19 protein-coding genes are annotated in these 14,686 nt (G+C 33.9%); 4 read left to right on the top strand and 15 right to left on the bottom strand.

The genetic code is table 11. From position 1 onward, the window contains the following. The 6 genes from essB to COD11_RS00490 all read right to left on the bottom strand — a co-directional run bounded on the left by essB (window position 1) and on the right by COD11_RS00490 (window position 4,488). Entirely contained in the window at window positions 1-1,134 is a 1,134-nt protein-coding gene (gene essB, locus COD11_RS00515; RefSeq protein WP_098794809.1) for a type VII secretion protein EssB, read from the bottom strand. A 2-nt stretch (window positions 1,135-1,136) separates the two neighbouring features. Continuing rightward, window positions 1,137-1,355, bottom strand: a complete 219-nt coding sequence (locus COD11_RS00510; protein WP_098794808.1) for a hypothetical protein — start codon at window positions 1,353-1,355, stop codon at window positions 1,137-1,139. A gap of 43 nt (window positions 1,356-1,398) precedes the next feature. Next, window positions 1,399-1,638 carry an ESX secretion system protein YukD gene (gene yukD, locus COD11_RS00505; RefSeq protein ID WP_098794807.1) on the bottom strand — a complete coding sequence of 80 codons (240 nt, stop codon included), beginning with the start codon at window positions 1,636-1,638 and terminating at the stop codon, window positions 1,399-1,401. A gap of 77 nt (window positions 1,639-1,715) precedes the next feature. Then, window positions 1,716-2,009, bottom strand: coding sequence for a WXG100 family type VII secretion target (locus COD11_RS00500; protein ID WP_098794806.1), 294 nt, complete (start codon window positions 2,007-2,009; stop codon window positions 1,716-1,718). 335 nt (window positions 2,010-2,344) lie between these two features. Further along, window positions 2,345-3,484 (bottom strand): M20 family metallopeptidase, encoded by a 1,140-nt coding sequence (locus tag COD11_RS00495; protein ID WP_098794805.1) that lies wholly within the window; start codon window positions 3,482-3,484, stop codon window positions 2,345-2,347. Between the two features lie 86 nt (window positions 3,485-3,570). Then, a complete protein-coding gene (locus COD11_RS00490; RefSeq protein ID WP_098794804.1) occupies window positions 3,571-4,488 on the bottom strand; it encodes an AEC family transporter in 918 nt (305 codons plus the stop codon). Window positions 4,489-4,668: 180 nt separating this feature from the next. Between COD11_RS00490 and ppnP the strand changes: the two genes are divergently transcribed. Further along, window positions 4,669-4,983 (top strand): pyrimidine/purine nucleoside phosphorylase, encoded by a 315-nt coding sequence (gene ppnP / locus COD11_RS00485; protein ID WP_098794803.1) that lies wholly within the window; start codon window positions 4,669-4,671, stop codon window positions 4,981-4,983. Between the two features lie 67 nt (window positions 4,984-5,050). Here ppnP and COD11_RS00480 read toward each other — a convergent pair whose 3' ends face one another. The 4 genes from COD11_RS00480 to COD11_RS00465 form a co-directional block, all read right to left on the bottom strand. Continuing rightward, the gene (locus tag COD11_RS00480) at window positions 5,051-5,620 is read right to left on the bottom strand and encodes a branched-chain amino acid aminotransferase (protein WP_098794802.1); all 570 of its coding nucleotides are present in this window, start codon (window positions 5,618-5,620) and stop codon (window positions 5,051-5,053) included. Window positions 5,621-5,678: 58 nt separating this feature from the next. Beyond that, window positions 5,679-6,434, bottom strand: a complete 756-nt coding sequence (locus tag COD11_RS00475) for an exodeoxyribonuclease III (protein WP_098794801.1) — start codon at window positions 6,432-6,434, stop codon at window positions 5,679-5,681. Window positions 6,435-6,568: 134 nt separating this feature from the next. Then, window positions 6,569-7,126, bottom strand: coding sequence for a cysteine dioxygenase (locus tag COD11_RS00470; RefSeq protein ID WP_098794800.1), 558 nt, complete (start codon window positions 7,124-7,126; stop codon window positions 6,569-6,571). A 138-nt stretch (window positions 7,127-7,264) separates the two neighbouring features. Further along, on the bottom strand, window positions 7,265-8,191 hold the full coding sequence (locus tag COD11_RS00465) for a DMT family transporter (protein WP_098794799.1): 927 nt from the start codon (window positions 8,189-8,191) through the stop codon (window positions 7,265-7,267). 185 nt (window positions 8,192-8,376) lie between these two features. Between COD11_RS00465 and COD11_RS00460 the strand changes: the two genes are divergently transcribed. Beyond that, on the top strand, window positions 8,377-9,279 hold the full coding sequence (locus COD11_RS00460) for an MBL fold metallo-hydrolase (protein WP_098794798.1): 903 nt from the start codon (window positions 8,377-8,379) through the stop codon (window positions 9,277-9,279). 102 nt (window positions 9,280-9,381) lie between these two features. Here the strand turns inward: COD11_RS00460 and COD11_RS00455 are convergent, their stop codons facing one another. Continuing rightward, a complete protein-coding gene (locus COD11_RS00455) occupies window positions 9,382-9,651 on the bottom strand; it encodes a DUF1292 domain-containing protein (protein ID WP_098794797.1) in 270 nt (89 codons plus the stop codon). Between the two features lie 150 nt (window positions 9,652-9,801). Between COD11_RS00455 and COD11_RS00450 the strand changes: the two genes are divergently transcribed. After that, window positions 9,802-10,488, top strand: a complete 687-nt coding sequence (locus tag COD11_RS00450) for an SIMPL domain-containing protein (RefSeq protein WP_098794796.1) — start codon at window positions 9,802-9,804, stop codon at window positions 10,486-10,488. 33 nt (window positions 10,489-10,521) lie between these two features. On the opposite strand, the gene COD11_RS00445 is transcribed toward COD11_RS00450, so the two are convergent. Then, window positions 10,522-11,619, bottom strand: a complete 1,098-nt coding sequence (locus tag COD11_RS00445) for a PRK06851 family protein (protein WP_098794795.1) — start codon at window positions 11,617-11,619, stop codon at window positions 10,522-10,524. 136 nt (window positions 11,620-11,755) lie between these two features. On the opposite strand from COD11_RS00445, the gene COD11_RS00440 reads away from it, so the two are divergent. Next, window positions 11,756-12,055, top strand: coding sequence for a hypothetical protein (locus tag COD11_RS00440; protein WP_098794794.1), 300 nt, complete (start codon window positions 11,756-11,758; stop codon window positions 12,053-12,055). A gap of 147 nt (window positions 12,056-12,202) precedes the next feature. Here COD11_RS00440 and fabF read toward each other — a convergent pair whose 3' ends face one another. The 3 genes from fabF to COD11_RS00425 form a co-directional block, all read right to left on the bottom strand. After that, the gene (gene fabF / locus COD11_RS00435; RefSeq protein WP_098794793.1) at window positions 12,203-13,444 is read right to left on the bottom strand and encodes a beta-ketoacyl-ACP synthase II; all 1,242 of its coding nucleotides are present in this window, start codon (window positions 13,442-13,444) and stop codon (window positions 12,203-12,205) included. A gap of 199 nt (window positions 13,445-13,643) precedes the next feature. Beyond that, window positions 13,644-14,081, bottom strand: a complete 438-nt coding sequence (locus tag COD11_RS00430) for a DUF6376 family protein (RefSeq protein ID WP_098794792.1) — start codon at window positions 14,079-14,081, stop codon at window positions 13,644-13,646. 372 nt (window positions 14,082-14,453) lie between these two features. After that, on the bottom strand, window positions 14,454-14,663 hold the full coding sequence (locus tag COD11_RS00425; protein ID WP_141549635.1) for a hypothetical protein: 210 nt from the start codon (window positions 14,661-14,663) through the stop codon (window positions 14,454-14,456). Window positions 14,664-14,686 lie beyond the last annotated feature (23 nt).

Here is a 14,686-nt window from a genome sequence, read left to right as displayed (position 1 = left end):
TTAGTTGGACTCGGGTGTCTTCTGCTCTGTTTTCTCCTCTTGCCCTGTTACCTCGTTTTGGACATTGCTCTGTTCTGTTTGTGATTCCTCGGTCTTTTCTTGAGCTTTATCCGTTTGTTCATTAATTGGAGTCGATGTTTCACCATTTTTTTCTGTTTCAACACTAGATTGAGCATCAGCTTCTTGTTGTTGACTATTCTCTTCTTCAATCTCTTTCATAAAAGCATCTAATTCTTGTTCTATTTCTGAGATTTTCTGTTGTTGCTCTTCATTTTCCATCTCTTCGTCTGCCTTTATTTGTTCTCGATATTTTATTAAACCGTAAATGATAATATCGCGATCTTCTAGAAATCTAGCTGCATCTAACGCTAGGTCAGCCTCTCCTCTGCCTATATGAATCCAATACTTGTAATAAAGTGGATCTGATTTCAGTGTTACGGTATTTTCTACATAATCTTTTTGTTCTTCCGTTAATGATTCATTCACAATGTATGATATCGCTAGTTCAAACTGTGCAACATTAGGCAACTGGTCAATTTCATAAGATTCTAATGTGGTCACCACTTGACTATAACGTTTATTTAAATAATACTCCTGAGCTTCAATTACATTGGACTGTCTAGGATGGAGAAAAAATAAAGAATAAATCAAATAAATAAGAACTGGAACAAAACATACACAAACAGTCCAAAATACAGATCGACTCCACTTCCATTTCCTCTTACTGATACGGATCAGGGTAGATTCTTTTTCTTTTAAATTCTTCCTATGAGATTGAATGATTTTTAGTAAATGATCATAATCACTTGCTTGAAGAATCGATTGCGCAAGTTTTGATAAATTTAATGTCTTATAATAGTGAAAGTATTCCTCAAAGGAATAGTGGTTATCGAGTAAAGCAGCTACGGTTGCCTTGGTTTCTAACAAAAGGACCTCGTGATTTTTTTCATAAGGTGGAATGCTTTCCATCACACCATAATGTAAAAAATACGGTGTTAAACCTTGGTCAAAAACTAAATTAGCGGGACAAACAACTAAATGTGTTCGAAGTAAATTATGTTTTTTTACTTTACCTACTAACTGATAGGCAGTTACCGTTCTATCACTCTCTTCTAGCTTAAGGAAAGAGCTTATTCCTAAATAAGATCCGGCAAACGATAATCAATTACTACTTGATCTTCCGTCATGGTTACTTTCTTGTTAAATTGCTTTTCTATCTGTTCAAGGAAGGATATTTCCTCTAACGAATCTAGTTTTATTTTTTCTTTCTGAAAAAGGAAGGTGACGATATTTTTTTCTTTCCTTATCGTTGCTTCTAATTTTTCTTCAATGTAAGAAAGCTTGTTTTCAGCCATGACTTCATAATCTCCTTTACCACGCTTGGTTCATTTGCTTTAACTATAAAACTTCAATCCTATCTCCTGTCATGATCCCAACATCTACCAATCGTTGATGACCTGGAATGATGTTATTTTTGTTCACAACTCGTACCCATGTTCCTTCACGTATATTTATATCTAATTGCTTTTGTTTCCAAGCAATATCAACTAGTTTTTTAACTGTATGATAATCCGATAAACGTATTTCTAACTTATCATCGATATAATTGCATAAATCTACAGTAACCTCTATGTACACACATACCACCTCATAATGAGGGAGCGCCTATTAGATAAGCGCTCCCTATGGTTATGTTATCTATAAACTCGTTCGTCTTATCTACGGATTTGACTAGCAATATCTGCATCTGCATCGCGAATTGCTCCAGCAGTGCTTTTGAGTTGACGATTAATACTCTCTAATAATTCTTCCATATCTTGAAATGATGGACGTAACATAATGTATTGATCTTGGAATGCTTTGGAGGATTCCCCTTCCCAAATTCCTTCTAATCTCTCAATCATTTTGTCAAGACGAACAATTTGTTCATGTACCTCTACTCCTTCTTTTCCATAGAGATCTGCGACTTGTTCTAGCTCTTCTGGTGTTACGCGAATTGTACCTGACATTGTAACCTCTCCTTTTAATGAATTTTTATTTCACTTATGTATAAGTGATTTGAAATGGATGTCTATGTTGTTTATAGATAACCAATTCACTATATATCAATAACATATTTTTGAGTCATAATATAGATATTTTTGTATTTTTTAACATTAAATGGTAATATATTCCCCATTGTGAATTCATCATAAGGTTAAAATACCTATAAATTAAAATGAAACAGAAAGGTATTTAGTACTATTACCGTTTTTGCTGAGGTTGTATTAATATGTATGTTAATTATCGATTAGTCTTGTAAAATATAAAAAGGCAAACTATTAAAAAATAGTTTGCCTTTTTATTATTTATCTTGAGAAAGTCTCTTAATAATGGTTGCCAAAAGAAGTGTTCTTTCTACTAAGCTCGGTATTTCCAAATATTCTTTATCACTATGGGCATTTCCACCAACAGGGCCTAATCCGTCGATCGTTGCTACCCCAAGTGAGGAGGTAAAGGAGGCGTCAGAGCCACCGCCTGTTGCTGTATCTTCTATTTCGATTCCGATTTCATCTCCAACATCTTGAATGATTCGAAGCAACGCTCTTGTTTTTTTATTTTTCTCCATAGGTGGTCGATTCATTTCACCTTCAAGAACTATTTTTGTTCCAGATACTTCAGTAGTTGAACAAATTTCTTCAAGTCGTTCTTCAATGATTTCAACCTGCTCAATTTCTTTCATCCGCACATCAATTTGGGCTTCGGCATGATCAGAAATTGTGTTAGCACTTGAGCCGCCTTCAATTAAACCTACATTAACGCTAATGCCATTTTCATGATCAGAAAGTTCATGTAGTTGAATAATTTTATGTGCCAGCTCTTCAATTGCACTTCGACCTTTTTCAGGCTCAATCCCCGAATGTGCCGCTTTTCCTTCAACAATAAGCGTGTAATTACCTTTCCCTCTGCGCGCTGTTACCAATGAGCCATCCTTTCGTGCAGGTTCCATGACGAGAGCATATCTCATACCTTTTGCTTCACTTTCAATGAGAGATCGTGATGTTGGTGAACCAATTTCTTCATCACTATTAAGGATAATTTTAATGTTTTTATAGCCTTTATGTCCTTCGTTTAGTAATGCTTTTATAGCATATAAAACAGCGGCTTGACTAGATTTCATATCAATAACACCCGGTCCATATGCTCGATTGCCTTCAATTTTAAAAGGTCTTTCTATTGCCGTTCCTTTCGGAAAAACTGTATCCATATGAGCTATAATAACGATGTTTGGATTTTTTGCTTCTTTATGCTGAATAACCAAATGATTTCCGTAATTTTCTTGTGGAATGACCTTTACATGAAAACCTAGTGCCGTGTAGTTATCCTGTAGTATGCGACCAATTTGATCGACACCTTCTTTATCATATGAGCTGCTATCTATATTTACTAATTTTTCAATAAAAGTCAGCATTTCTTTTTTTTGCTGATATATAAATGATTCCATGGAGCCGTTTCCTTCTTTCCTCTACCTGTTAATATCCAGTTATAAAGATTTTACCAGAATAAAGGCAGAAAGGTAAGTAGTGTTTCCTAGGATGATATGAGAAGATTTGCTAAGACCCAAAGTATAATAAAGCTCAAGATGATCGTTATATTAGATAATGTTCCTACAAATTTTTGATCATACTCAAATTCGACAGAATAAGGTAACACTGAAACAGATGTTGGTAACAAGAACCCCATTAATAACGTATATTTAAACATGTCATCAAATGGTAGCAGAAAAAAACAAGAAACCCCTATTAATAAACCAATCCCATATCTTACCCCTAGAAATTGCACCATTAGTTTTATATAGCTTTTATCAAATGTAAAATTCAGATAGATTCCTAGCAATAATAAAGATAATGGCATATTTGCTGCAGAAATAATCTCAGCAACATTTAATATGGTTGAAGGAATTTGTAACCCAATTAAATTAACAATCACTACGATAATATAAGTCATAAGAGGGATCGATTTTGATAACTTAATAATCACTGTTTTGGGATCCAGCTTCACATCTTCTTTTGAATAAAAACTCCCAATTAAATAGCTTAAGCCAAAAACAATAAATGCATTTCCAACATCAAACATCCCAAAATAGGTAAGTCCTTCTTTCCCAAAAATAACTTCTACTAATGGATAAGCAAAAAGACCAATATTAAAGCCTGGTACCATCATCCCAAGCATACCCTTTATGTTTCTTTGTTTTTTCCTAAATAAAAAAAGGGCAAAAAATCCGATGAAGATCCCATATAGAAAGCCCATTAAGATAAGTAAAAACAACGATGTTTCTATTTTAATATCATGAAAGGTCACGATGATTAAAGTTGGCAGAGTGATATTAAAAATAATTCTTGATAATCCCTCACCGTCTTTTTCCTTAATGATACCCCCTCTTTTTAAAAGATAACCTAATGCAATAATGATGACGCAATACAAAAACTGCAAATTAAAACTACCCAAAATGACATAACTCCTTACTTGTATTAAATTCCTTTAGTTGACTACTGTATACAATATTGCTCATTTTACCGGACATCTAGCACATTATCAATCTAATCAACTCAATCCTACCATTCTATTTCATTATTCATAATTTTATGATAAATTAAATAAGACTACTTTGAGAGGATGTTGCAGGAAATGACAAAATTTGAAAACATTACGATAGAAAAGAAGGCAAATGTTTATTTTGAGGGCAAGGTGACTAGTCGTACCATCTTATTTGAAGACGGAACGAAAAAAACTCTTGGTGTCATGCAGCCTGGTGAGTATGAATTTTCTACAAGCTTCAAAGAAGAGATGGATATCACAGCAGGTCATTTAGAGTATAAATTACAAGGTGAAGATTGGAAAACAATTGACGGCCAAGGTGTTTTTTATGTACCGGCAAATGAAACATTTCAAGTAAAAGCAATCTCTGTTGTTGATTATTGTTGTTCATACATAAGTGAATAAACATTAAAAGTCGTCCCTAACAGGACGACTTTTATCTTACTTTAGTTTATCTCTTGCTTCCACTTTATTATGTTTTTTCAACTTCTACTAGCAAATGAAAAATAAATTGATAAAGAGATCCAATTACTTCGCCAACAGTATTCGTTTCTTCAAAACCCTCTACCGCATCAAGTGTAATATTTAAGTCCCATAATCCGTCTTGTTGATTAAACATTAAATTATATTTCTTTTCTCCTTCTAGTAACTCACGATCTAGAAAGGATTTAATTGTTTTTTCTTGATTCTTTTTGAGCTTTAATCCAAGCATAGCCTCATATGTTCCAAAAACATCATCAACCTCTAATGAAACTGCATCAATTGCTATGATATGAAACCATTTTGATTCAACATAAAGGAATTCAGCTTTCTGTTTTTTAAAATATGATATAGATTCAGATAAGAAGGAATCTGATTCGGTTGCAATCAATTCATCTGTTTCTTTATTACTCCGCTCAATATAAGCACCTAAAAACCTATTTTCTATTTTCTCATTACCACCATTTTCTTCAAAAGAAATATTATTTTCTTTCATATACTCTTTTTCTACTAGATATAATGGCATCTCTTTATCTAACTGCTGAACCTGATTCTTTAACAATATATGTCCTCCATTCTTTCCAATACTCTATTTACATAGTATAACCTTTTCTTTCGATTTATAAATCCATTTCAATAAGAACCGGGCAGTGGTCACTACCCAAAATATCACAATGGATTTGAGAATCTATTAAACGATTTGTTAATGTTTTTGACACAATAAAGTAATCAATACGCCAACCAATATTTCGTTCACGTACCTTACTCATATAAGACCACCAAGAATAAACATCTTTTCGTTCCGGGTACAAGTAACGGAAACTATCAACAAATCCTTCATTCAGTAATAAAGACATTTTTTCACGCTCTTCATCTGTAAAGCCTGAATTACCTTTATTTGATTTTGGATTTTTTAAATCTATTTCCTGGTGTGCTACGTTTAAATCTCCACATAAAATAACAGGCTTGTTTTTCTCCAAGGTTGTGATATATGCACGAATTTCTTCTTCCCATTGAAGTCTTTCATCAAGCCTTGCTAAATCTCTTTTTGAATTAGGTGTGTACATTGTAATGAGAAAGTAATGTTCAAATTCTAACGTTATGATTCGACCTTCTGGTTCTTCGTTCATATCACCAATACCGTAAGAAACAGACAATGGCTTTTGTTTAGTAAAGATGGCAGTACCTGAATATCCTTTTCTTTCTGCGAAGTTCCAGTATTGGTGATATCCCTCAAGCTCTAAAGAAAGCTGTCCTTCTTGCATTTTTGTTTCCTGAATACAAAATATATCTGCGTTAACTTCTTTAAAATAGTCTAAAAATCCCTTTTTCACACATGCTCTTATTCCGTTTACATTCCATGATACTAATTTCATCTATTTTTCTCCCTGATTTCATAAATTGACTGTTGAACTTATATAGTAAACGATTTTCCTAAAATACTAAACACATATGTTCTCTAGGTAATAAAATAAGCGGTAAAAGCTTTTTGCTTTTAACCGCTTAATAACTAATTTTTCTCCAATTGAATTTCTTTCACTTTTTGTCTTTGCTCCTCAGGCCACCATGCTCCACAATCGTCAGATACAATACATGCTGCACATTTATTTAAATCATACACCTTCATTCCAGTAATTGGTGGTGAATATAAATGAAGAGTAACCAACTTCGACTTATCTAAAACAGACATTTTATGCACACCCTTTTCGGGGGCAAAAAACATTTTTCCATTTTCCTGAAATTCAGTAAAGAGTTCTATAGGCAATTTTGTTCCATCTACTTTATATACCGTATTTTTTGCCGTTCCATTTATCACTTGAATCCATCCAAAGGAGCTGCCATGATCGTGTGGCGCACATTCTAATTGAGACCAGTTCATCACTAACAATTCAACTCTTTCGTTCTTAAAAAGCAACTTTCGGTAGTACGGTTTATCATCTTCTGTCTTTAATATAGGCTCTAATTCTTCAGGCTGAATAGCAAGTTCTTCCATCGCCAGTTTTAAAGCATCACTAGATGTATTTTCTAAATTTCCAAGAATCTCATGAATTCGGTCTTTATAATCCATACAAATGTACCTCCTGATGTTGCTTTTCTAGTTGTCTTTTATGCAGCAGGCTGTTCATATGTATTGGTATGTTCTTGCTGTTTAGCAAGTAAAAAAATATTTTTTTAGTAATGATGAAGCCTTTGTAAAAGACTTAACCTATTTGTACTTTCTTGAAAAAAAGAAACCATACAACCTTTCAAATTGACCGTTAACAAAAATCACTCCTATTATAATTATGATTCCACCTACTACACTTATGAGAATAATTTTTTCGTTTAGTAAAAGAACAGCTGCGATTAATGTTGCAACTGGTTCTAAATATAGAAAAACAGATACCTGTGATGCTTCTAGAACATGTAATGCTTTTGCCCAGTACCAATAAGCAACTCCTGATACAAATACACCTAAAAAAAGTAAATGAGCCCACTCACCAGCCTGTAAATGAGATACGGCCTCCCACCCTTTATTACGAATCAAAAAAGGAATTGTTAAAACAAATCCTAGTAAGCTCATATAAAATGTAATAACTAGCGGTGACAACGGGATGTTTAATTTTTTTAATAAAACGGAATATACTGCCCAGTTAAGTGTGCTTAGCAACATTAGTAAGTAACCTATGTTTAACGCTGGTTCAAACGTTTTTTCACTACCACCTGTGGTAATCATTAACACACCAAAAAGTGCTAGTATCATTCCAATAGCTTTTAATACCGTCATTCTTTCATTTAGAAAAATCATCGACAAGATTACTGTGAAAATCGGTGATAAAGATATCATCCAACCTGCTGAAGATGCATCGATCGTTAGCAATGCACTAGCTTGGATAACCTGATGAATAAAAACACCTAATATACCTAAAACAATTAAATGTGGGATATATGCAGGATTAATTTTAAGTTTTTCCTTTAATATAAGTAAAAGACAGAGAAGAAAGAGCGCACCAATTCCAAATCGAATAACAAGTAATGTAAAAGGATCTAGCTTGTCTAATACCGCTTTTGTCGAAACGAAAGATACTCCCCAAAATGTGATGGACATTGTGGCATATAGTGAAGCGGCTAATTTATGGTTTGATGACAACATAATAAATACCTCTCTATTTTAGTCTCTCCTTATCATATGCTTGTCCTTTTGACGAATGTATAAAAAATTCGAAAGTTCACCCTCATCTCACGTATTATTTGAATTATAGTCTGGTTATGGTACAATGAATGAGTATTCATTCATAAAGACTTTTTTAATAAATTAGAAATACAAGAGGTGATATCGTGCAACAAATTGGTCCGATTCAAATTATCGAAGGTCCACATAAAAGTAAAGTTCCTTATTCCAGAAGTCTATATATTGAAGGTTCACATGAAAAGGTGTTAATTGATACAGGTGCTGATCCACACTCGCTCCAACAATTAAACAAACAATCCGGTGTTGACTTAGTTATTAATACACACTACCATCCCGATCATACTTGTCATAATTACTTATTTCCGAAAGCAGAAAAGTGGATAAATAAAATTGAATACCAGATGTCATTAACAGTTGAGGGAATTGCAAAAGCAAATGGAGTTTATCAAGAATGGGGTTCTGCAGGCGTAAAGGAATGGTCAGAGAACATTCCGCAAACATGGATTCAAAGCCTTTCTGAAATTAACGGGTATTACGAATACGAGAAAGAATATCGTCTTGGAGGCGTTAACGTTATTTTTTTGCATACACCAGGTCATACAAAAGGCTTTACTTGCCCTTATTTTCCTGACTTTGGCGTTGTTTTTACAGGAGATTATGATATTACAACGTTTGGTCCATGGTATAACGGTACAGATGGTAACATTGATGAGTTTATTTCTTCAGCCCAACGCCTTCTCTCATTAGACGCTAACACGTTTATTACAGGTCATCAAAAAGGAACATTTCAGAAAGACGAATTTCACGAAGCAATGAAAAAATACCTTTCAATCATCGATCAACGTGATAACGTGATTGAAAAATATGTGCAACAAGGTTTAGATTTTGAAGAATTAACAAGTATCGGTATTTTTTATCCCAAAAACACTTTAGAGCATTCTATCCTTAAAACGTGGGAACGAAGTGGAATAAGAAAACATCTTCACCGTTTAGGCTATAAGGTTGAGAATGGAGCGATCAAACATTTGGTCTATTCTAATAAAGAATGAACTTGAATCGATCTAAGGGAGTTCCTCACCACCGTTGTGCTGTGGCTCTCCTTTATATTAATAATGGATAGAAAGCTACAGTCAACTCCCTATCCATACTCTTTATTCATCTTCGTCCATCATATCCTCAAAAACAGCCGACACTTTTTCAAATTCATCATCACTTTCAATCGGGGACAAATCTCCTTCATCATCAATCTTTAAAAAGAAAATATCAATATCTTCTTCAGATTCCTCTTGAATATCATCAACAAATCCTACTGCTACATAATCAGTTCCTTCTAAAGTAATCGCCGCAAGAACCTCTACTTCATTATCCTGATCATTTTCGTCCGTAATTGTAAAAATTTCTCCTACTTCTACTTTATCCATGAATAATAGCTCCCTTCACACGTACATATAAATGATGATTACTTCTTTATATGCCAAATTTATGTAATTTCATTCAATACATTTTATAAAAAAAATACAATTTCTTTCATTTTTAGGTTATAAATTTGATAAAAGGAAGGATGTTTATTTATGTCCTATTTTTCTTATCCGCCTTTCTACCGTTCAACTCCCCCTTCACAATTAAGCACACCTCAACAAAGAACAGTTACCGTAGAAGGTAGAGGAAAAGTCAACGCCGTACCAGATCAAGCAATTATTACGATTGGTTTTGTTACTGAAAATGAGGATGTTAACAAAGCACAAGCACAAAATGCGAGGATAACAACTCAGGGTTTAGCTGCTCTGAAAGAAATAAATATCCAACAAGAAGATATTCAAACAGTTTCATATATCATTCAGCCTATTTACGAATTCACCGAAGGATCTTCTATCTTAAAGGGATATAAAGTACAACATACTTTTGAAATAACAGTTAAAGATTTAAATCAAGTTGGTAAAGTGTACGAAGCGGTAGTAGCAGCAGGGGCAAATATCGCAGATAATATCGAGTTTGTTGTTTCAAATAAAGATTTATACTACCAGCAAGCTTTACAACTTGCTATCAAAAATGCAACTGAAAAAGCGTCAAGCATTGGACAACAGCTGGGTGTTAGCATGAATACCGTTCCGATTAAAGTTACAGAGAATTCTACAGCCATTTCACCAAGGGACTATACACTTTCTTTCTCTGCTGAAGCTACTTTACAAGCAGCACCTCCTATACAAAGAAGTAAGCTTGAAATTGAGGCAATCGTAACAGTCGTTTATCCATATTAAAAAGAGGACGAATTCTTCGCCCTCTTTTTACTATTAGTTTTGTTTTAAAAACGACTCAATTTCTTTCGTTAATTCTTCTTTAATAGCATCAATTTTCTTAAAATCCATTGCTTCTATATAATAGGATTCTAACTGGTCTCTTAGTTGCTTTGCTTCAGCTAGATAGGATATTGCTTCTTTCATTTTATCTTTATATGCCTTTGTTGTTCTAGCAATGTCTTCTGCGTATTTTTCATCTGTTCCAGGTGTGATGCAGCGTTCATACATATCAATTATTTCATCAGAATTTCTTTCAGGAAAATATTCATGTGGTGCAGTACTGTCAAAAATAGCAATTCCCTTTTCACGTAAAATCACCATATCAAGGCTGTTAGGATCAAAACCGCAATGATACACTTCTACATCAAAACCTCTTTGCTCACCTGCAGCCACAATTTTCTTTAACATTGTTGACTTGCCTGAACCGGCTCTCCCTTTTATAAAATAACGTTTTTCGATATCTTCTGTTAAATTTTGAATAAAATCAACAGCTCCATCTGGAGTTGCTGCTCCTAGAAAACGATGCTGAACTCTAGGCTTTTTGTCTAATGTTTCCTCTTTATAAAACAAGGAAATGATTTCGTCTGTTAACTGGTTAGCCTTAGCAAAATCCATGTTAGAAACATAAATGTCTTCAATATCATCATGCGCTCTTAATGAGGCAGCAAATGTTTCATATGCTTGATTAAATTTCTTTGAAATCTCCTCATTAAGAGTAAGTATTTCTTCTTTATGCTGCGATAATTTATTAGAATCCCAAGCAACACCCAGATTTACATACTCTTCAATAACACCTGGAGCTTTAGGCTCAATTACATGTGGTGCTGTTCCATCAACAATTCCTATTTTTTCATTTGGAAGAATGACTCCATCAATGGACTTGTTATCAGAAGCACAATGTAAATACTCTACATCGAATCCCTTTTCTTCCATCATTTGACCAACATGCTTCATAAGAGAAGATTTCCCCGTACCTGGGCCTCCCTTTAATATATATAAACGCTCTAGATCCTCTAATACTGAGTCATATAAACTATAAAAACCTTTGGCAGTGTTTCCTCCTGCATAATAATGATGAACTTTTCCTGTCATCTAATCACCCCTTAACACCTTTGCCTTTAACATATGTAGATTATCTCACAAGGGTGAATGCCTAATTTTTAAAATCGCGTATTGCGCAAAACTTTTGTATAATGGTTCCTATATTTAATAAAGGAGATCGTTTCAATTGAACTCAAAAGAACTTGAACAAAAAATCATACAAAACTATCAAAAAGATGAAGGAATGATGATTTTAATTTTTGCACAATGGTGTGTGAATCATGATCTTAATCCAACTGAACTTTATTTAAGAGCCTATCCTGGGCAATCAGAAAATTATGCCCTTAAACAAACAATTGATTTAACCGTTTCTAAAGAAGAATCAGAACACATCCCAGATCAAACCCTCCTTAATGTTTTATCATTGTTTGGCAATGAAGACCTAGCTTTTGTTGTAACAGAAGAAATAAATAAAAGAAAAAAATAAGAGGGATGGAAATTAAAATGGTGGTCAAGGTAGTTTTGTGCTTTGGCTTTTTGTCTAAGTCCGCGAAAATTTTCAAATGATCATTTGATAAGTAAGTTGGTAGATTTTCATCTGGAAAAAAGCACGCCAATAATCGGCGTGCTTTCCTTATTTATCATATCTTTTAAACACTAACGTGGCATTATGTCCACCAAAGCCAAATGAATTTGATAAAACAACAGAAACATCTGATTGCTTTGCTTCATTCGGTACATAATCTAAATCTAGTTCCTCATCGGATGTTTCATAGTTAATGGTTGGAGGAATGACACCATCTTTTATTGAAAGCAAAGAGAAAATGGCTTCCACTGCACCTGCTGCACCCAACAAGTGTCCTGTCATCGACTTTGTTGAGCTTACAGCAAGTTTGTAAGCATGTTGACCAAATACTTCTTTTATTGCTTTTGTTTCATTTAAATCATTATAATAAGTACTTGTGCCGTGGGCATTAATGTAATCAACATTCTCTGCCTGCAAATTAGCATCTGATAATGCTAGTTTCATAGCACGTTGTCCGCCTTCTCCTTCTGGTGCAGGTGTTGTAATATGATATGCGTCCCCAGTCGCACCATAACCAACAAGTTCTCCGTAAATTTTAGCACCGCGAGCTAAGGCATGATCTAATTCTTCTAAAACAACAACACCCGACCCTTCAGCGATAACAAATCCGTCACGATTTTTATCAAAAGGTCGACTAGCTGTGTTTGGGTCCTGATTTGTTGATAAAGCCGTCATATTAGTGAACCCTGCGACTGTCATCTCGGTAATCGATGCTTCAGATCCACCAGCAATCATCATATCTGCTACACCATTTTGAATAACTCGAAAAGCATCTCCAATAGAGTTAGCACCCGAAGCACATGCAGTTACTGAGCAATTGTTAATCCCTTTTGCTCCAATCTCAATTGAAACCCTGCCAGAAGCCATATCTGGAATGAACATAGGAATAATAAATGGACTAACACGCTTTGGACCTTTATTTAAATAACGTTTATGTTGTTCCTCAAATTCATCAAGTCCACCGATTCCCGAACCTATCCATACTCCAACACGTTCAGGGTCAATTGTTTCTCCTATTTTAATTCCCGAATCATTCACTGCCATTTTACTTGCAGCTATTGCAAAATGAGTAAATCTTGCCATTCTTCTCGCTTCTTTAAAGTCAATATACTCATCTGTTGAAAAATTCTTTACTTCTCCAGCTACTTTCACTTGAAACTGTTCTGAATTAATACGTGTTAAAGGTGCAATGCCCGATACTCCACTTTTAATATTTTCCCAGGTTGTTCGTGCATCATTACCTAGTGGTGTTACAGCTCCAATACCTGTAATCACAACTCGCTTCTTCATGTTAGGCTCTCTCCTTTATAACAAATATATGATATAAACTAATTCTATTTAATATGATAGATAAACAGATAACTTATGACTTGGTCTTAGTAGCACATACATATATCTTATACCAGATCATGAAAAATGAAAAGTTACCGGTACTAAAAGAAACTTTTTATAAATGTAAAAAGACCCCCATGTCTGGAGGTCATTTCTATTATAATTCCAATTTTTCAACAGCATCAATAAATGATGTGATATCCTCTACAGTTTGAAATATTTCACTATTTTGTATTTCTTCCACCATTACTTCTCCATCTTGTTGAACTTGTTCAAACTGATTTAGTAATTCTTCATTTTTTGAAACAAGATCCTGATGTAGGTCTTCAGCAACTGCTGGAGCATCTATGTTATTAAATTCTTCAATATTTTCGGTTAATGTGTTTACCTGATTTTCAAGTTCAGTTCTCATTTCTGGATCACTTGCAGCATTTTCAATTAGACCTGGTGCATTTTCAGCAAAATCACTCATTGAGTTTAACAAGCTATTTGCTTCATTAACATAGTCCAGCGATTGATTTACTTCATCTACTACAGAGCACGCAGTGGTTAGCATAAAAGCCGCAATAATTACAAGAAAAGAAAGCTTTTTCATTTTATCACTCCTATGAGTTTATAGGTTATAAGTTATAAGTTATAAGTTATAAGTTTTATACGGATAAGTGGTGAAGAAAGTTTCAAAGACTTTGTTCTGACTAATAACGCTAAAAACAATTAAAAGGCTAACATCATGGTTGTTAACCTTTTATTGTTTAAGATTCATTTGTCACTAACCATTTGAGAAATTCTTGTTCGGGTTCTGTAAGAAATCGACCTAAGTCTCTTGAAAAATATAAATATAACTCTATGTATCTTTTTGCCATTTCGTCCATGAATATCCCCCTAGTATGTATAAGAACTTCTTTATTTTATCACGTTCATATGGTAAGTGGTAAAAAATCTTTTAAAACATCAAAATCAACGAACATTATTCTTCATCCACAATGTCATTTGAATCAATATCGTCATTTTCATTTTTCTCTTTGGTATCAAAGAACTCATTAATTTTTTCAACGATTGACTCATCATTTTTTTCTAGATGATGAGTAGCATGTTCTGTATCAATAAAGTTCTGAAAGGTATAAGTTTGGATTAGTTTCTTTTTATTTTTGATGTGTTTACCTACAATTAGTAACAAAAATAACAATATTAGAAAGAGTA

The sequence above is a fragment of the Bacillus sp. AFS040349 genome (genome assembly GCF_002577655.1).
Taxonomy (GTDB): Bacteria; Bacillota; Bacilli; order Bacillales; family Bacillaceae; genus Metabacillus.
Note: the sequence above shows the minus strand (reverse complement) of the source record. Positions and strands in the feature narration are given on the sequence as shown.